14 protein-coding genes are annotated in these 19,701 nt (G+C 33.2%); 11 read left to right on the top strand and 3 right to left on the bottom strand.

All coding sequences use genetic code 11. The annotated features are described in order from the left end of the window. Positions 1-43 precede the first annotated feature (43 nt). The 5 genes from clpP to VS182_RS00570 all read left to right on the top strand — a co-directional run bounded on the left by clpP (position 44) and on the right by VS182_RS00570 (position 6,599). Positions 44-649, top strand: a complete 606-nt coding sequence (gene clpP, locus VS182_RS00590) for an ATP-dependent Clp endopeptidase proteolytic subunit ClpP (RefSeq protein WP_479484621.1) — start codon at positions 44-46, stop codon at positions 647-649. A gap of 257 nt (positions 650-906) precedes the next feature. Next, positions 907-2,175, top strand: coding sequence for an ATP-dependent protease ATP-binding subunit ClpX (gene clpX / locus VS182_RS00585; RefSeq protein WP_479484620.1), 1,269 nt, complete (start codon positions 907-909; stop codon positions 2,173-2,175). A gap of 241 nt (positions 2,176-2,416) precedes the next feature. Then, on the top strand, positions 2,417-4,741 hold the full coding sequence (gene lon / locus VS182_RS00580; protein ID WP_479484619.1) for an endopeptidase La: 2,325 nt from the start codon (positions 2,417-2,419) through the stop codon (positions 4,739-4,741). Between the two features lie 45 nt (positions 4,742-4,786). After that, entirely contained in the window at positions 4,787-5,401 is a 615-nt protein-coding gene (gene yihA, locus VS182_RS00575; protein WP_479484618.1) for a ribosome biogenesis GTP-binding protein YihA/YsxC, read from the top strand. A 64-nt stretch (positions 5,402-5,465) separates the two neighbouring features. Continuing rightward, complete coding sequence (locus tag VS182_RS00570; protein ID WP_479484617.1) at positions 5,466-6,599, top strand: D-alanine--D-alanine ligase family protein; 1,134 nt, start codon at positions 5,466-5,468, stop codon at positions 6,597-6,599. A gap of 507 nt (positions 6,600-7,106) precedes the next feature. Here the strand turns inward: VS182_RS00570 and VS182_RS00565 are convergent. After that, entirely contained in the window at positions 7,107-7,283 is a 177-nt protein-coding gene (locus tag VS182_RS00565; RefSeq protein ID WP_479488731.1) for a hypothetical protein, read from the bottom strand. On the opposite strand from VS182_RS00565, the gene VS182_RS00560 reads away from it, so the two are divergent. From VS182_RS00560 to rpoD, 3 genes are all read left to right on the top strand, one after another. Beyond that, a complete protein-coding gene (locus VS182_RS00560) occupies positions 7,271-7,414 on the top strand; it encodes a hypothetical protein (RefSeq protein WP_479484615.1) in 144 nt (47 codons plus the stop codon). The genes VS182_RS00565 and VS182_RS00560 overlap by 13 nt on opposite strands. Before the next feature lie 908 nt (positions 7,415-8,322). Beyond that, entirely contained in the window at positions 8,323-10,281 is a 1,959-nt protein-coding gene (locus VS182_RS00555; RefSeq protein WP_479492605.1) for a DNA primase, read from the top strand. Continuing rightward, on the top strand, positions 10,247-11,368 hold the full coding sequence (gene rpoD / locus VS182_RS00550) for an RNA polymerase sigma factor RpoD (RefSeq protein WP_479484614.1): 1,122 nt from the start codon (positions 10,247-10,249) through the stop codon (positions 11,366-11,368). Before VS182_RS00555 ends, rpoD begins: the two co-directional genes overlap by 35 nt. Before the next feature lie 1,292 nt (positions 11,369-12,660). Here rpoD and VS182_RS00545 read toward each other — a convergent pair. Both VS182_RS00545 and VS182_RS00540 read right to left on the bottom strand, forming a co-directional pair. Continuing rightward, positions 12,661-12,813, bottom strand: coding sequence for a hypothetical protein (locus tag VS182_RS00545; RefSeq protein ID WP_479492604.1), 153 nt, complete (start codon positions 12,811-12,813; stop codon positions 12,661-12,663). A 3-nt stretch (positions 12,814-12,816) separates the two neighbouring features. Further along, positions 12,817-13,185, bottom strand: coding sequence for a transposase (locus tag VS182_RS00540; RefSeq protein ID WP_479484613.1), 369 nt, complete (start codon positions 13,183-13,185; stop codon positions 12,817-12,819). Between the two features lie 776 nt (positions 13,186-13,961). On the opposite strand from VS182_RS00540, the gene VS182_RS00535 reads away from it, so the two are divergent. From VS182_RS00535 to VS182_RS00525, 3 genes are all read left to right on the top strand, one after another. Then, the gene (locus VS182_RS00535; protein ID WP_479492603.1) at positions 13,962-15,476 is read left to right on the top strand and encodes a M1 family metallopeptidase; all 1,515 of its coding nucleotides are present in this window, start codon (positions 13,962-13,964) and stop codon (positions 15,474-15,476) included. An 879-nt stretch (positions 15,477-16,355) separates the two neighbouring features. After that, positions 16,356-17,318, top strand: coding sequence for a hypothetical protein (locus VS182_RS00530; protein ID WP_479492602.1), 963 nt, complete (start codon positions 16,356-16,358; stop codon positions 17,316-17,318). A 748-nt stretch (positions 17,319-18,066) separates the two neighbouring features. Next, the gene (locus VS182_RS00525; protein ID WP_479492601.1) at positions 18,067-19,209 is read left to right on the top strand and encodes a collagen-like triple helix repeat-containing protein; all 1,143 of its coding nucleotides are present in this window, start codon (positions 18,067-18,069) and stop codon (positions 19,207-19,209) included. Positions 19,210-19,701: the final 492 nt, after the last annotated feature.

Raw genomic sequence — 19,701 nt, 5'->3', positions numbered from 1 at the left:
TTTATGGCTTAGGTTTTATTTGTGAGAAGAGGTGATTTTTAACATGCCACTTATTCCTATGGTTGTAGAACAGACTAGTCGTGGTGAGCGTTCGTGTGATATTTATTCCCGTCTTTTAAAAGATCGCATTATTTTTCTTGGTTCAGCGATTGATGATCGTGTTTCTAATTTGGTTATTGCTCAGCTCTTATTTCTTGCAGCAGAAGATAATAAGAAAGATATACATTTGTACATAAACTCTCCAGGGGGTTCTGTTACATCAGGTATGGCTATTTATGACACAATGCAATTTATTAAGCCTGCAGTTTCCACGATTTGTGTTGGTTTAGCGGCTAGTATGGGTGCATTTTTGCTTGCGGCGGGTCAAAAAGGTAGAAGATATGCTTTACCGAATAGTGAAGTGATGATTCATCAACCTATGGGGGGAGCTCGTGGTCAAGCTTCCGATATCCAAATTCATGCTGAATGGATTATACGTACGAAAAGAAGAATTAATGAGATCTTGTCAGAGCGTACTGGGCAACCTATCGAACGTATTACAAATGATACCGATCGTGATTATTTTATGGATGCTAATTCTGCTGTTAAATATGGTATTATCGACAAGGTGATTTCAAAGAAAACTTCTAGTAAGACATCGGATAAATAAAATTTAGCTCTTATATTTAAATTGGACGTATTTTGCAGGTTTGTTTATCTGTCATGCTAGGTATTATATTTCTTCAGCGCTTGTCTTGCTTAATATTAAAAATAACGTTATTTTAATGTTATATAAAAACGATCAAAATGATTTTTATATCACTTACCGGCTGATGATATTTTTAAACCATTATCGCGCAGGGAGAGCGCTTTAATGGTTTTAACATCTCTATATTGGTGGCTCAAGGTGAAGGAGGGATGTCTCCCTTGTTCAAGTTCCAGGATGGAAAGGAACATCTTAAGTGCTCGTTTTGCAATAAAACACAGGATCAGGTAAGGAAATTAGTTGCTGGACCAGGTGTTTATATTTGTGATGAATGTATAGAACTTTGCAATGAAATTGTGGAAGAGGAATTAGGAAGTGAAGAGGATGTCGACCTTCGCGATCTTCCTAAACCACAAGAGGTTTGTAATATTCTTGGTCAGTATGTTATCGGGCAGGAAAGATCAAAAAAATCATTATCTGTTGCTGTGTACAACCACTATAAGCGTATAAATATGTCCCAGAAAACAGATGATGTTGAGTTACAGAAGAGTAACATTATGATGGTGGGGCCAACAGGTAGCGGAAAGACGTTATTGGCTCAAACATTAGCTAAAATACTTAATGTGCCCTTTGCTATTGCTGATGCTACATCTTTAACCGAAGCTGGTTATGTTGGTGAAGATGTGGAAAATATTTTATTAAAGTTGATCCAGGCCGCAGACTATGATGTCGAAAAAGCGGAACGTGGTATTATTTATATCGATGAAATCGATAAGGTGGCGCGAAAGTCTGAAAATCCATCGATTACACGTGATGTTTCCGGTGAGGGTGTTCAACAGGCGTTGCTAAAGATTTTAGAAGGTACCGTCGCAAGTGTTCCGCCACAAGGTGGACGCAAGCATCCGCATCAAGAATTTATCCAGATTGATACCTCAAATATCTTATTTATTTGTGGTGGTGCTTTTGATGGTCTGGAACCGATTATTAAACGTCGTATAGGCCGTAAAGTTATCGGTTTTGATGCAGAAACACAAGGTGCCCAAACTCGTCCAGGCGAATATTTGAGTATGGTTTTACCGGAAGATCTTTTGAAATTCGGTTTGATACCAGAATTTGTTGGTCGATTACCGGTTATTTCAACTTTAGAACCTTTGGATGAAAAAGCATTGGTTCGTATTTTAACAGAACCAAAAAATGCTTTAGTGAAGCAATATATTAAGTTACTAGAAATGGATAATGTAGACTTGCGTTTTGAAAAAGAGGCGCTTGATTCTATTGCGGCTGAAGCTATTAAACGTAAAACAGGTGCTCGTGGTTTGAGGGCTATTATTGAGCGTATTATGCTTGATGTTATGTTTGAATTACCATCAAGAGATGATGTCATTCGATGCACGATCTCACAAGATACTGTTTTGCGTAATTTAGCACCTAAGCTTATTTCACGCGAAGGACATGTGGTCAATAAGCCTAAAAAAGAAGAGAGTGCTTAGTTTAAAATTTCCAGCTTAGTTAGCATCTGCTTGTGTGCAGGTGCTTTTTTCTCCTTAGCCATTTAAAAAAATATATAAATTCAAAAATGATAGCATTATAGCTATTTGGTTATCCTAATAAACATCCAAGTTCAAAGTCAGAGTAATTGAGAATATAAGGCTTTTATTACTGAATTAGATGATGTATCTTTATTTAATTATAAACAAACGGATTTTTTTATGGCGATGGAGGTTGACAAGGATGGTTATCCAAGATAAAAAAAATATTATGCCTTTGTTACCTCTGCGTGGACTTCTTGTGTTTCCTACTATGGTTTTACACCTAGATGTGGGTAGAGATCGCTCTGTACAGGCACTTGAAAAATCGATGATGTCTGATAGCTTGATTTTATTAGCTTCTCAACGTGAGGTTCATATAGAAGAACCTAAAGAAGCTGATATATATAACATCGGTACATTAGCAAAAATTAGACAGATGCTTAAGCTTCCTAATGGGACAATTCGTGTCTTAGTAGAAGGTATTAAGCGTGTTGAAATACTTAAATTCATCATATGTGATGATATGTATGAAGTTGAATATAAAGTTGTGAGTGATGTTGACGAAGGCGGCGTAGATACGGAAGCTTTAATGAGAGCGGTATTAACGCATTTTGAACATTATTTGCGTCTTTCGCAAAAAATGTCGACTGATATGTATCAGACAATTGCTGATACAAAAGAACCTGGTCGTTTAGCAGATGTCATATCAGCGCATTTACCATTAAGTTTGGTTGATAAGCAAACAATTTTAGGAACAGTTAGTATTAAGAGCCGTTTAGAAAAATTATTGGATATTTTAAACAATGAACGTGAAGTTTTGGAATTAGAGAAAAAAATTAGTACACGTGTTAAAAAGCAGATGGAAAAAACGCAGAAAGAGTATCATTTGCGTGAACAGATGAAGGCTATTCAACGTGAACTAGGTGACAAAGAAGGTCGTGCGGGTGAAATTGATGAATTGCGCCATAAAGTAGCTGATTTGGCTGCTCCACAATCTGTTATCGACCGAATTAAAAAAGAAATTGAACGTTTTGAAAAAATTCCCGCTAGTTCTGCTGAAGGCGGTGTTGTCAGAACTTATATTGAACTTTTACTCGAACTTCCCTGGGAAAAAATGACCGAAGATCAAATTTCTATTGATGAAGCGGAAAAAATCTTAAATGAGGATCATTACGGTCTATCTAAAGTCAAAGAGCGTATTTTAGAATACCTAGCTGTGCGTAAAATGGTTAAACGCCTTAAAGGGCCTATTATGTGTTTAGTAGGACCACCTGGTGTAGGTAAAACATCATTAGGCCGTTCCATTGCCCGTTCTTTAGGGCGGTGTTTTGTGCGTATTTCTTTAGGCGGTGTTAGGGATGAGGCAGAAATTCGTGGACATCGCCGTACTTATGTAGGAGCTTTACCTGGACGTATCATACAAGCCCTTAAACAGGCTGGATCGGCTAATCCCTTAATCTTGTTGGATGAAATCGATAAGATGTCGATGGACTTTCGCGGTGATCCTTCTTCGGCTTTACTTGAGGTATTAGATCCTAATCAAAATAATAGTTTTAGCGATCATTATGTAGAAATGCCATTTGATCTGTCGAATGTTATGTTTATTACGACAGCTAATGCTTTGCACAATATTCCTCGCCCTTTATTAGATCGTATGGAAGTAATTGCTATTTCAGGCTATACTGATTTAGAAAAAGAAAACATTGCTAACGAATATCTTTTTCCTAAGCAGATGAAAGAACATGGACTTACATCAGAAAATATGAGTTTTGCAGAGGATGCTGTCATATATTTGATTCGTCATTATACACGCGAAGCAGGTGTACGTAACCTAGAGCGGACAATTGGCAAATTATGTCGTAAAGTGGCACGCGAATTCGTTTCTGGTCAAAAAGAACACAAGCAGATGACAAAAAAAAACCTTGCCGATTATCTTGGATCGGTAAAATTTCGGCATAGCCAAGTTGAGATTAGTGATCAGATCGGCTTAGTAACAGGACTAGCCTGGACAGAAGATGGTGGCGATACCCTGTCAGTTGAGGTTTCACTTTTTCCTGGCAAAGGTAAACTTACCCTGACAGGACAGTTAGGTGAAGTGATGAAAGAGTCAGCTCAGGCTGCTTTTAGCTATATACGTTCACGTGCCGATATTTTAAAAATCGATCCGATTTTTCATGAACGAAATGATATGCACATTCATATACCTGAAGGTGCAATACCAAAAGATGGACCTTCAGCCGGGATCACGATGGTAACAGCTTTAGTTTCTGCCTTAACTTCAACACCTGTTTCGAAAAACGTTGCAATGACCGGGGAAATTACTCTTAGAGGGCGTGTTTTGCCGATAGGTGGATTGAAGGAAAAAGCATTAAGCGCGCATCGTGCAGGTATTAAAACCGTGCTTTTTCCGAAAGAAAACGAGAAGGATCTAGAAGATATTCCGCAAAGCATTTTAGAGGAGCTTCAGATGATACCGGTTACGCATATGGATGAAGTTTTAAAATTAGCTTTAGTTAAAGATAAATAGGCATAATAAAGATGATTGTAATTCATAAGAATTTTTGGTGAAAATATGTTAAAGAATGCTGAATTAGTTACGTGTGCTGCTTTAGAGAAACAATTACCTGATCCACTATTACCCGAATGGATCCTTGTTGGTCGTTCCAATGTAGGTAAATCATCATTATTAAATACGTTAACCAATCGTAGGCGCTTAGCTTATATTAGTAGTAAGCCTGGTAAAACACAGATGATTAATTTTTATCATGTAGATAAAAAAATATGTCTTGTCGATACACCTGGATATGGATTTGCACGCGTTGGACATCAAATGCGTGATAAATGGGCACATCTTATGGGTAGTTATTTAAATAAACGTAGGATGCAAAAACAGAGCCTTGATACAGAAGAGGAACAAAAAGTTAGATATGGCATTTTGCAGATCATTGACTTTCGTCATAATCCTCTTCGTACTGACATCGAGGCCCATCAGTTTTTGTTGTCACAAGAATGTCCTATTATTATTATTGGGACAAAAGCAGATTGTGTTTCCAAAACGCATTGGGCTCATAAGATAAAAGTATTAAAACAACAGATGTGTATGAAAAGGGGAGGGATGGTTCTTCCCTTTTCATCAAAAACCAAACTTGGTCTAAAGGAACTACAGCAGTTATGTTTAGATATCTAGTGAAGATCATTGCCGCTGAAACTATTAAACATATTGCTTTCACCTAGATAGGGAGGTTGATATTTTGCGAGATGAACTATGTCGCTTAGCGGTAGTATTTGGAGGACGGTCTTTTGAGCACAATGTTGCGTGTATTTCTGCTAAATCGGTTTTAGAAAATCTTGATCGAGATCGGTTCAAGGTTTTCCCTATTGGGATAGATAAGCAAGGTAAATGGCATAGTGGGGAAGCTGCACTATCATTGCTACGCGAAAAACCGACAGGTGAATTTTTTGATATCGCTTTACCGTTAAACAAACATGAAATAGATATTGCTTTCCCAGTCTTACATGGACCTTATGGTGAAGATGGTACAATTCAAGGTTTTTTTACAATGCAAGACATTCCTTACATAGGTGCTGGTGTTGCCTCCTCCGCAATCTGTATGGACAAAGATATTGCTAAAAGACTTTTCACGTCCGCACATATTCCTCAAACAGATTATCTCGTCTATCACCGTTCTATTATTTCCCCTTTTCTAGAAGATAAAAAAGTTCGCAAACGTTTTTTGCTTGAGAAACAGCAGGATCATTTGCATTATTGGACGAAGATTTATTCAGATATAGAGGATCGTTTTCAGTATCCCGTCTTTATCAAACCAGCTAACGCCGGTTCCAGCGTAGGCATTTCATGTGCTAACTCCCGTGAAGAACTTAAGCATTTTATCCTAAATGCTTTTTACTACGATGAAAAAATTATTGTCGAAGAAACAATACGAGGTCGCGAATTATTTATCGCGGTTTTAGGTAACCATTATGATAACTTAAAACTATCAGCGATAGCAGAAATTGTCCCATTAAACAACTTTTATGACTATGAGGCTAAATACAACCACAACAAGCATAAATTACAACTACCCGCCCGTCTTTCTTCTGAAGAAGAGGGTGAATTGCAGTACATTGCTTTAAAGGCATACCAATGCTTATGCGTTAAAGGAACAGCTAGAATGGACTTCTTTCTTGATAAAAAGACAGGTAAAATTCTTTTAAGTGAAGTTAACACATTACCAGGCTTAACAAAAACTAGCCTCTACCCACGCCTTTGGATTGAAGCAAATTTACCTTATGCACAACTTTTAACAGAATTAATAGAACTAGGTTTAGAAGAGCACGCACAAAAAGAAGCTGCAGTAAAAAAATGGAATAAAGCAATTCAATAAATTTAATACACAGTAGACACCTTTATCATAATAAACAGACTAAATAAACAGACTTAAATTTGTTAAAATTATTTATTAAAAGAAATTAATAGGTTAGAAGATATACATAAGCATATTTCCTTTTTATCTTTACATTTATTCCTCTAGGGTTATTGCTTATTTCTTTCTCTCTATTACTCTTTATATCTCTACTTATATTTTTCCTAATATCTCCCTTTATATTCCTCTTTTTTGCATAGCAGCATGAGGATTTTTCTTAGATATTTAGTTAGTTTTTAGGTTAGATTCCTAAAGATGATGAAGGTAATATTGTGAAAAATATTAAAATAAAGAAAAAAATGAATAAAGAAAATAATCAATATTAAGCCAAAATTAACGATATCATTAATTTTATTACCTTTATCTAAGGGATTTACTTTAGCTGATTTAACAGATGTACAAACTAAGCTCTCTAAATAATTGGACCATAGCACAGTTGGAACAATCTTATGGTACTAAGCAAAAAGATCAAAGTTTAAAAAGCACATCTGAAATACCTATGACTTCGGACCATATATCACTAAAAGAGCACAAAACGCCCATTGCTACTCCGATACCAAAGCAAACCATAAAGTATATGTCACCGGTTATTAGAGATGTTTCTAAGACATCATAGGATGAATCAATGACCCGTGGGTGTATCATCTACACCTAAACTTGCTAACGAAAAGAATAGAAGCAATATGGCTGTTTTTGCTCAGTATGATCAAATACTTAAAACAGCATTTTTAAAGGACATCAAAAACCAAGTTTGTACAAACGGAAATGAAGAATAAATCTTTTTATTCCCCATCATGTCAAAATGTATAATACTATATTTTATTTGGCAGCTCATGGTATTCGCACATGCATTGTGAATCCGTTAACTTATCCTGTTATTGTAACTTGTGTGATCATTTATATAGAAAGAAAATTGCATAAACCATATCGTTCTTAATATTTTAAAATGAGCATATTTTGATATCAAAAACATTGAATTTTGACAAGGAATAGTTTACAATACTGTATATTGGTATTAGTGCACTATTTCTTTTTTCTTTTTATTCTTTTAACAAACTTTTTTTATTTTTTTCCTTTATGGGACAAGCATTCTCTGATAATTTATTATATTAAATTAAATGACCTAGCCTTTGTAATAGATATAAAGCAGCAATATTTGATTTAAGATGCAGCGATAATTAAAAAAACACAAAAACAAAAAAATCATGAAAGTTGAAACACAGTTTGTACTAAAATAAATATCTAAGCTAATTACTGAAAAGTTTTTTGATATCCATTAAGTATAGATGAGTTATTAATAGTGTTTTTTCTATTTGAAATCATGGATAAGGTTAGTAATATTACAGGATATTTGTTAGGTATTTTTGAATATTTCGAGAAAATTAAAAAATAAAAAATATTTCAAAAAACGAAAATCAAAAAATTAGTGATTATTGGCCTTAGAGGGTATTTTTTGGTTGAAAAGATTCTAAGATAGTAGTAACAGCTGTTTGTCAATTAGTTTGATGATATTTGTCATTGCAAATCATTCCGATGTTTATTACTTAGTTATTTTCATTGTATTGTCTATTTAGAGGAATAGCCAGATGTTTTTGGTATTATGGGACAAAATGTTTAAAAAGGGGTATATTTAATAAAATACAATCCAAAACATATAGAGGTAGATCAATCGGTAACGGATAAAGTGGATATTGTTGTTCTTATCGGACGTTATGTGGAACTACATAAAAAAGGTCGAGATTGGTTTGGTTTATGTCCATTCCATGCAGAGCGTACACCTTCTTTTAGTGTTTCTGGAGCTAAACAGATGTTTTACTGTTTTGGTTGTGGAGTAGGTGGTGATGCTACAAAATTTCTGATGGAAATGGAGGGTCTGTCTTTTACGGAAGCCCGTGAGCGTATACATGGCATAATACCTAAGACCGATTTGCGGCCTTCGACTGATAATTTGGAGCCTCATCTTGACGACCCTCAAATACCATTACCACCACCACCACTACCACCACCATTATTAAGTGAAGAAGGTGTGGCTTTACCACCTAATGTATTAGGGGAGTCTGTAAAGGGGCAAACCAACCCTGAGGATGATAAACAGACCCTTCGTAAGGCTTTGTCTTATGCTGTACAAATTTACCACTTGTGTTTGAAAAAAGCTGACTATGCCGAATCTGCACGTTCATATCTAAATCAGCGCCAAATTACACCTAAGACAGTTGATGATTTTCAAATTGGGTTTGTTCCTTTTACACAAAATCCTTTGGTTTCCTTTTATCAACGTCGTCATTTTTCATTAACCCCTTTAAAACAGTTAGGACTATTGACCGCGATGGATAAGGAACGTTTTGCTGGCCGTCTTATTATCCCTATCCATGATAATCGTGGTTTTGTGGTTGGTTTAGGGGGGCGTTTAATTAAAAATGATGATACACAGCCTAAATATTTGAATAGCACAACCTCTCTTTTATTCCAAAAAGGGCATCATCTATTTAATTGGCATCGGGCATACGGAGATATTAATACGTCCAAGCAATTGCTTTTACTTGAGGGGTATATGGATGTCATTACAGCTTGGCAAGCAGGAATTAGGAATGCAATAGGCGTATTAGGCACGTCATTAGGTGAAGAACAATTAAAAAGACTGATGCGTTTAAATCAGAAAGCAAACCAACAAACACGCATTGTAATTGCCTATGATGCTGATGTCTCTGGTACTGAGGCAGCTGTGAAATGTGGGCAGCAATTATATAGTCGGGGTGCCTGGATAAATATGCTGCGTTTACCACCGGGTACTGATCCGGATGAATTTATTTGTACTCATGGAAAAGATGCGTTCTTGACTAAATGGGAAGAAGCGCTTGATTTAGTTACTTTTCGTTTACAAACCTTAAGGCATAATTATAACTTTGCTCGTCCGGATGATTGTCGACAGTATTTAAAACAAGCAGTTACTTTGTTAGTAGGTGTGTCTCCTTTAGAACGTGAGTATCATTTAAGGGAGCTTGCTTCATCCTTTGATGTGCCTCTTAGTGATTTGCAGATGGAATTTCAAAATTTACTTTCCCAGAAGAAGTATCATTATGTCGATAAAAATGTGACAATACCAGCAATTGTAGATACAAAAGGGGTATCTTCTTATGCAACGCCGGAAGCAGCCGAAAGAATGCTGTTAGCTTGTATGATGAAAAATCGTGCCGTGACTTTGTGGGCAAAGGAACAGATTGGTGACCTTTTCCCCACGGATTGCTATGCAGCTTTGGCCGCTCATTTGTATGCTTATTATGAAAAAGAACAGCATATGGATTATGATGCATTTACAACAATCTTGGCAGACAATCCTACCCTACAAGCAAAAGCTCTTACATTAGCTCGTCTTGATATCCCTTTAGATGATGCTGGCCACGCCCTTCGTGATTGTCTCTTTCATCTGAGATCTTATCCCCTGATGCATGCTGTTGAGGAGAGTGAGGCTGAGCTTGACCGTTTTGTGCAGGAGGATGGAGATACCGAGCGGGCGTTACAAATGTTGATAGATACCGTGGCTCTACGGCAACGTCAAATCGTCAATGCACGGTATACAACAAGGGGATATTCAAAGGAGGCAATAGAAGTTGGCAAAAGAACGAAACACCGATATCGGGGTTGAGTCAAAGTTAGATCAGATCAAAGAACAATTAATTGAACTAGGTAAAAGACAAGGCGTATTGACGTACAAAATGATCATGGAAAAAATGGCCCCATATGAACAAGATGCACAAAGAATGGATGATTTTTTTGAACATCTTACAGATCAAGGAATTGAATTACTAAATACCTCAGATGAGGAATTTAACCCAGCTGAGGCGAATACGGCCGGACAGGACGCTTATTTGAATGACAATAGCCTCACAGTACCTCCTGGTATTAAAATTAATGATCCTGTAAGGATGTATTTAAAAGAAATAGGTAGAGTTTCCCTTCTTTCGGCTGACGAAGAAGTATGTTTAGCTAAACAGATTGAGGAGGGAAATGAGGAGGCTAAAAGAAGATTAGCAGAGGCTAATCTTCGTCTTGTAGTTAGTATAGCCAAACGTTATGTAGGTAGAGGTATGTTATTTCTTGACCTTATCCAAGAGGGTAACATGGGTTTAATTAAAGCGGTAGAGAAGTTCGATTACAACAAGGGTTACAAATTTAGCACTTACGCTACATGGTGGATTAGACAGGCGATTACGCGAGCTATTGCGGATCAAGCACGTACGATTCGCATACCCGTTCATATGGTAGAGACGATTAATAAATTGATTCGTATCTCACGTCAATTGCTTCAGGAGTGTGGTCGTGAACCTAAGCCTGAAGAAATAGCTAAAGAGATGGGTGTCTTGCCAGAAAAAGTGCGTGAGATTATGAAAATTGCGCAAGAACCGGTTTCGTTAGAGACACCTATAGGAGAAGAAGATGATTCCCATTTAGGTGATTTTATCGAAGATAATGATGCGCAAGCACCAGCTGATGCTGCAGCTTATGAATTGCTTAAATCACAGCTTAAGGGTGTTTTAGATACGCTTTCAAAGCGCGAAAAAAATGTTCTATGTTTGCGTTTCGGTCTAGATGATGGACAGACGCGTACCCTTGAAGAAGTAGGTAAGGTCTTTGGTGTAACAAGAGAGCGTATTAGACAAATAGAAGCAAAGGCATTGCGTAAGCTAAGGCACCCTAGTCGTAGCAGACAACTTAAAGATTTTTTAGAATAACAATAACAGCATTATTTTCAGCAACCGCGGCTCAAAGCTGCGGTCTATTTTTATTTAGAATTAATATACAGGTACTATGATGTGAAAGTCTATATACAGAATGTTTAAACTGATTTTAAAAAGATAAAAAAAATCTAATTAAAACTGTCATAAATATTTGTTAAATAATTGAAATAAACGATTTAATTTTATCCTCTGTTACTGATCTGTGCAAACAAACTCTATACAGACTGATTATAGCTTGATGATTGCCTTTGATCAATGCTTGGATCCAAGATATCATTTAAAATTCTTTTATTCATTTAATTATCTGTTTGTTGTATTAAGAAAAAGTAATTATTATCCATACAATGATTACAATTTATTTATTTATTTATTATATAATTATAAAGATCAAAAAACGTGATTTATTATATTTTCATTTTATATGCAATATTAATGCCTTAGATTAAAACCTTTTTGAGAAACAGATTTTATAAATAATGATAATATCAGATAAATTTTTTATCAAAATTAGACATACTAAATGATGGACTTGTCCAGAAATATTAATATATCCGATTAATAATGATGTAATCTAAACAAAAAAATAGCCATTAAAAATGCAATTATCATAGCTTTTAGTGAATTCAATTAGATTCTTAACATGGTTTTTTGGACAAGCTCTATATATTGTTTAAAAAAAGATAAATAAAAATATTTAGCGCAACAGAATATATTGGTTTAAATATAGATGATTATATAAAAAATATATAAATTACTTTTGAGAACTTTTTATTGACATATAACAATTCTTTTTATGTAATAATTATTTATGAATTTGGATATTAATAACATTAAAAAATGATAATTAACTAATTTATCAAATCTATATAATGATCTTGTCCAATAACATATGTTAAAGAGAGTTTGATAGCCTAATTTAATGCACAAAAAGTTATGATAATGGCTATTTTTATTTTTAAATTACATCATTACTAATCGGCTTATATTACTATTTCTGGACAAGTCCAATTTAATAAATTAGGTAATTATCATTTTTCATCGTTCGATGAAAAGGTTTTAACATGATTTTAGTTACTAAATATTTCTTGGATTAATTTATAACCTATGATGTATAATAAATTTAACAAAATGTTTAAATATTAATTATATTTAACAAATATTATTAATTTAATATTATATATATATTATAAGATTAACATATATATGAAATTGACTAGATTTTTAAAACAATAAATATTAATTTTTAAATCATTAACAAATTATCATTTTTAATTTTATTTGCGGATTTAGGCTACCTCTTTAAATTGATAACAGTAGGAACCTAGTGCTGCTCTTAATCCTTTTTTGGCACGTGATAAAATAAGCTTCACGGATATATGCATAGGAATATCTAAATATGATATCATCCCTTTCGAGTATGAAATGAATATATAAATCATATCTTATATTCGATCAGCTTCTTTTTTAGCCTGATATTTACGTAATCCTTTTAGAAGATTACCATTACCCTTATGTATATAATACATTGCTAAAAACAACTGTAAAATTAAGTATCGATCTAAAGCTTCGCTTAATCTAAATCGATATCCCTGCAAAGCAAGATTACCTTTAGCTGTTTTAAAATATGTTTCAATTACCCACCTATTTGCATAATAATTTAGAATTTCTTCATTATTTAGCTCCATATCTATGCAAATGAAAGCTTTTGCTTTAGATATATCTTGACCTTCCTTAACGTAAATAAGGACAACCGCAATAAAATTAAGATTACCTTCATATCTATAAACACGATACTTTTGCTTTTTTTGCATGTACAGTTATATATTGAGCTTGTCCAATAACCCATGTTAAATAGTGTTTAAGAACCTAATTTAATGCACAAAAAGCTATTATAATGGCTATTTTTGTTTTTAAATTACACAATTACTAATCGGCTATATTAATATTTCCGGACAAGTCCATCATTGAATAACTTTTTCTTTAGAAGTTTTTGAAGGCATAATATCTTTATGAAGGCCAATCTTAGATATATTTTTTCTAAATGCTCATTATGAGAAAAAAATACCTTAGGATGTTGTATTTATATGTTTTGATTTTATATAACTTATATTTATAAATAAAGTTTAACTTATTATTTCTCACAAGATATGTTGTTTTAAAGTTTGAGTTATTAAAGACCTTATTTTAATGTTTGTTTAGACAAATATTTTATTATATTATTTTTTAAATTTAAAATTAACCATATAATAATTTTTATTATTATTCAAACAAATACTTTTTTTATAAAACAAATGCATTTAATAATAATTATAATATGTATATTTTTATTATTTAGCAAATTAAGATAACTTAAATTATTTATATTATAGATGATCATCCTTTTTTGGTTCATATTTTTTGTATCCGATTGACTCTTGAAGATGTATTATAACATCTTTTATATTTAAAAACGATATTTTATAGTATTTAAATTTATTCTATACAATTAAAACATGTTGATCAATTTAGTGGGGATACTATTATGGACGTTTTATTTAAAGATATTTGTTGATTTAAGCCCTATTTGTGACAGAGGGAGACATTTTTTATGAAGATAATGGCAACAAAAATTTGGTCTAGATTTGTTGCTTTCCATAACTACGGCTTTATTTGTTATTGCTTAAGTCTCACTTTATGTTTTTTTGCATTCCCTTCACAAAGCATAGCGCAATATCCGCAACAGTTACCTGTTTATGATATTAAGGCAAATTATTTACCTGATAAGTCGGCTGTTGATGGTAACATGACTTTGATATTAATGAAAGAACAGGCAGAAACGCAGGATAATTATATATATTTTCACTTGTATCCTAATGCTTTTCGATCGTGGAAATATGATAAAGAGAATACGCCTACGAAACCGGGATTTATTGATGTAACTAATGTTTTAGCTAATGGTGTTGCTGTACCTTATCGGGTGCTTAATGATACTTTGTTGCAAATTGATTTAACGCAAATTACTAAAACTGATAAGTTGACAGTTAATATGGATTATCATTTACAGATACCGGAAAAGGGTATGCGGTTAACACAAAATGACAAAGAAGCTTTTTTAGCGCAATGGTATCCTATGTTAGCTGTTCGTGATAACAAGGGTTGGCATTTTGATCCTTATACGGATATTGGTGATCCTTTCTATACAAGGTTAGCGGATTTTTATGTGACCTTAAATGTTCCTGATGGTTATCAGATTGTTAGTACTGGTAATAATCCTCAGACGACCAAAAATACAACAATTGTCCAAAAGGGCGTGCGCGATTTTGCTGTATTTCTGACGCCTACACATCGGATGTTACAAAAAACTATTGATAATGTACGTGTGAACCTGTGGTATAAGCCTACAGAAGACTATCACAATGATTTTGCTAGTATTTTACACAAAGCTGCAATCAACAGTATGCAATTTTATAGTCAAAAATTTGGTCAATATCCATATGAAGAAATAGATGTGGTAATAGGTGAAACAGGTGCGGGTGTGGCAGGTATGGAGTATCCGGGATTGATCACTTCTATCTTTGCACTTCAAGAAAACAAAAATGCCAAAGCAGAACCAGCGATAAATGTCGTAGCACATGAAATGGCACATCAGTGGTTCTACGGTATTGTTGGTAATGACCAAGTTAATGAACCTTGGGTGGATGAAGGTTTAACAACTTTTGCCGAATTTTTGTACATGTATCAAAAAGAACATAAAAATGGCCTTGATTTTTTGTCCTATGTTTCAGATAAAGCAGATGATATCTATAAAAAGACAGGTTTAGGTGTTACCGAAGCTGTTTATAAATATCCTCCAGATAATTATGCTATCATGGTTTATCTGCGTCCTGCCGCAATGCTATTTGATTTATCTAAACAACTTGGTAGTTTAGATAAAGTTATAGCGATGATTAAACAATATTATGAGCAATATCGTTATGATATAGCAAGGGGGTGTGATTTCTTAGCTATAGCAGAACAAACATTAACAGATCATTTTATACAGCAGAAAATAGATAGTTTAAAAGCCAAACAAATGGCACAGGCTTTCTTCAAGAAATGGCTATATAAATTACCTTTTTGCTAAGTAAACAAAGAACTAAACAATACATTGAGCTTGACAAAGGAACATTAAAGAAACGAAAAAAGAAATGACAAAAACAGAAAAAAGAAATGAAAAAGTTATAAGCAGATGCCTGCTTATAACTTTTATTGAAAATCACAAACTATTTAAAATAATATGTTACATACTATAAATTATGGAAATCAAAGGGTCATAAAATATCATATCGTGTGGACATTATATCTAGCATTTGCATTTTTCGTAAATTATGATAGAATCATGGAGCGAGCAGATTGGCTTCACAAAGCATATTTTTGTCGAAAGTTGTTTTGTGAACATTTTTAAGAAAGTCAAATTTTTAGATATAATTATTAGTCTGCTGTGGCGTATTTATTTTGGAATATATCATTAATCAAGTATTCTATTTCAAAATTTTTTTAAAAAATGTATTGCCATGAATACTACTTTTGATGTAGTATTTATTATATCAGGACGGGGAGATGTTGGATCTGGTACTAATATAAAGTATTCTTATCTAGCTGAACTATCCAGATTTAATATATTTTGAACTCTTGAATACATGTTCCTTTTTATACTATTTCGGATGACTTTGATTATATTATTTATATGTGATATATAGGCTTTCTGGACTAAAGTATATTTTATTCCATTTCCTATACATGTTAAGTAATTTATTATATAATTAAGAAATTTTATTTTTCTTTAATTAATCTGGATATTCTCCTTGACTGCATATAATTTATAAGAACATGTATTCTCGGGTATTCACTACTTAACGATGGTAATTTTAGTGGGGTTATCTTAATTTATAGTTTTATATTTTTCTAGATGGAACATAATTTTTTTAAAAAACAAACATAAACCTAAAGGGGATCAATCATAATGAATAATTCTAAAAAATTAGTAGTTGCTTTGGCTGTTTCTATGTCTTTAGTAGGAGGCGCTTTAACTTCTGTATTCGCTAATACGTCTGCTGATGATGCTCTATATTCTTTTGGTTTGACTAGTCAACAAAATGTGCGCGATGCTGCAGAGGATAACTTAGAGTCTAAGAAGACAGCAGAAAAAGCAGCTCAGAAGAAGTATGACGAAAAAAAGCGAGAGTTGGATGCTGCAAAAAAAATTGTTTCTGATGCAAAAACACAGGTAACAACAGCAGACCTCGGACAAGTTAGCTCATTAGAGACTGATTTACGTCCTTTGGAAGAGGCTCTTACCGAGGCGAAAAAACAGACAGCTACAGCACAAAAGAGATACGACGAACGGAACAAGAGTTTAGAAGAGGTTAAGAATAAAAAAACAACAACACAAGCAACAACAGCAACAACAGCAACAACAGATAAAAATGCAGAAGTTAAAAAGATGATAGAAGATTTCATGAAAAATCAAAAATCCATAGATGCTAATGGCGTTAATTCTTTGGTTGGTTCAGCTAAAGAAGATATAAAGGGTAATGTTACTGTTACTTCACAATTAGCAAATGGTGAAACAGTTACTGTAACTATGTCAAAATCAGGTGCTAATGTTCAATGTCAAACAGCTACTTCTAATGCTTGTTCTGCTTCTAGTGCAGCTGCGGGTACATCAAATCCTATGGGTGGCGGTTCTTTAAACAACAAACCAATGCAACCAGTATCATCTAGTTCAATTGGTGGTGGCAGCTTACCATCAGGTATGGGTGGAGGAAGTCTACCAACTCCTTCTAAGTCTGTTTCTAATGATCTATCTTCTAAAACAGATGCTGGACATGTTCAATGGGCGATTGCAGCTATGGCAGCAGCAGCTTGTGCAGCAGGAGCAGGTTTATTCATCAAGCGTCGTCGTAGTTTATCTGACCAAGCTTAGTTAGAACTTATTTAATACGGTTACTTTATAGTAGCCGTATTTTTTTATATGTTTTATAAAAAAATTTAGTATTGATAAAAGCTATTTTTAATAATTGTATAGCATAAATCTAATTCGAGCAAATTGAAAATATCTCTAAATAATCAACAGATATATATGTCTGTTTTTTAGCTTAAATATATGTTTAAAATCTATTTTCTTCAATATTATAATTTGCCTTTTTGATTTATCTTAACATTTATATTGTTTTGCATTTTATCATATATATGATTTATTCTTTTAAAGATATAATTTTGGATTTTAAAATTATATCTTATTTTTTTATTCGTGATAATATGTATGGCTAAGTATGTGGATATTTGTTCAATAAAAATTTATTTAATATTTATTTAATTATTTTATCTATTTTTTAATTATGACTTTATTTATAAAATTTGTTATAGGCGATTATTGTTAAATCTGCTTTTATGATGTAATTTTACCAAAAAATATAGACTTAATTAAACATAGACGTTATAATTAAAAAACCGATTTTTTTTGATTTTTTTATATATATGTAATAATCTGATTATTTTTATGCGGATATTTTAAATTATTTACATAATATAGTTGGGGGAGACATTATCCATAGGGTTAATTATGTGCTTAATTTTTTATGTATTGCTAGTTTAGTTCTAAAACATTATTTTTCGGAATATTTTAATTTTATGGAATTAATTAATTTGTTGAATAAAGGAGATTAGTTTCTATGTATAAATATAAAAAGACCTTAGTAGTCGTTACTTTAGCTATGGCTACTTCTTGTTTTGGAGGATTCCCACCAGTCTTGGCTGAGGATAATAACCTTTTTATTGCTTCTGCGGAAACTAAGAAGAAGCTGAGTGATATAGCTTCCTCTGTTACGGATGAGGCACAAAAGTTTGCTGATATGTTTACTGCCTTAGTAAGTGACGATGATGCTAGACATCAATTAAAAGGACCTCCGGGATTACCAGGATTAGCTGGACAACCCGGACAAATTGGCCCTATGGGTGAACCAGGACCCAAGGGGGATAAAGGTGAACAAGGCCTGAAAGGAGATAAAGGTGAACAAGGCCTGAAAGGAGATAAAGGTGAACAAGGCCTGAAAGGAGATAAAGGTGAACAAGGCCCGGAAGGAGATAAAGGTGAACAAGGCCTGAAAGGAGATAAAGGTGAACAAGGCCTGAAAGGAGATAAAGGTGAACAAGGCCTGAAAGGAGATAAAGGTGAACAAGGCCTGAAAGGAGATAAAGGTGAACAAGGCCTGAAAGGAGATAAAGGTGAACAAGGCCTGAAAGGAGATAAAGGTGAACAAGGCCTGAAAGGAGATAAAGGTGAACAAGGCCTGAAAGGAGATAAAGGTGAACAAGTCATAAATAATGATAATGGTTTAGGGGATAAAAAAAATTTGCCGCTGATATTTAATGATCATCTTAAAAGGGGTTTTTTAAATAAGGTCTGGGATACGGTAGTAGATGGTGTGAAGGTAAGATTTACAATTTCGTCCGGCAATGATTCGCGTATTAAGTTGGGTTGTAAGATACTTTCCTCACCGGATCAAAAGTCGAAGAATGTTCAATATGCTTGTGAAGAAGCAGCTAAAAAGCTTGAGACTGGTAATTTGTCCATCTTTGAAACTTCTGTTAAGGATGACAAGGATTTTGCTGTTAATCAGATGAGCGGTTTAAATAATGATTCTGGTTCTAACATGACTACAGATAGAAATGTAAAAATATCAACATCTTTATCTGAATCAGCTGATACATCTAGTGGGTATATGAATTATTTAGTATTTGGATTATCAACCTTTACGGTTTCGCTATTATCGGCAATAATTTCTAGTAAATTCAGATTATTATATAAAAAATAAATTTTAAGAATACATTATTTAAATTGTGGTTGCTCGATTTGCTATTTTAGCAACTACAATCTTTTTATATTCCAGATATATTTTTATAAAAATACTATTTATATAAATTTATCTTGTTTAAATTACATATGTTTTGATTAATCTAAAATAATATTTTGCTATAAATTAAAAGAAAATTAAGTTAATTATTTTTTTGATTTATCATTACCCTTAGATATATTTTATTTTCTTATTTATTTTAGATTTGATTATTTTCGCAAAAATAATAATTTATATAAATTATTTTATATAAATAAAGGGGATTGGATTTTTTTATGAATAAATATAAAAAAATATTTATTTCTTGCAGTTTTTCAGTATTTATGTTATGTGGGAATTTTCATTTAGTTTCAGCGGAAAAATATGGTGAAAATTGGATGATTGATATTCGGAAAAAAATAGAAACTATATTTTCTGAGTCTCATATTGGATTGGATCATAAAATTTTTGAGG

The sequence above is a fragment of the Pasteuria ramosa genome, assembly GCF_056496785.1.
Note: the sequence above shows the minus strand (reverse complement) of the source record. Positions and strands in the feature narration are given on the sequence as shown.

Excerpts from the sequence above, each read along its gene's own strand:
- VS182_RS00525 (WP_479492601.1), top strand. The coding sequence starts at position 18,067 with ATGTATAAATATAAAAAGACCTTAGTAGTCGTTACTTTAGCTATGGCT.
- VS182_RS00565 (WP_479488731.1), bottom strand. The coding sequence starts at position 7,283 with ATGATACACCCACGGGTCATTGATTCATCCTATGATGTCTTAGAAACA.
- VS182_RS00540 (WP_479484613.1), bottom strand. The coding sequence starts at position 13,185 with ATGCAAAAAAAGCAAAAGTATCGTGTTTATAGATATGAAGGTAATCTT.
- VS182_RS00545 (WP_479492604.1), bottom strand. The coding sequence starts at position 12,813 with ATGATTTATATATTCATTTCATACTCGAAAGGGATGATATCATATTTA.
- clpP (WP_479484621.1), top strand. The coding sequence starts at position 44 with ATGCCACTTATTCCTATGGTTGTAGAACAGACTAGTCGTGGTGAGCGT.
- yihA (WP_479484618.1), top strand. The coding sequence starts at position 4,787 with ATGTTAAAGAATGCTGAATTAGTTACGTGTGCTGCTTTAGAGAAACAA.
- lon (WP_479484619.1), top strand. The coding sequence starts at position 2,417 with ATGGTTATCCAAGATAAAAAAAATATTATGCCTTTGTTACCTCTGCGT.
- VS182_RS00530 (WP_479492602.1), top strand. The coding sequence starts at position 16,356 with ATGAATAATTCTAAAAAATTAGTAGTTGCTTTGGCTGTTTCTATGTCT.
- VS182_RS00535 (WP_479492603.1), top strand. The coding sequence starts at position 13,962 with ATGAAGATAATGGCAACAAAAATTTGGTCTAGATTTGTTGCTTTCCAT.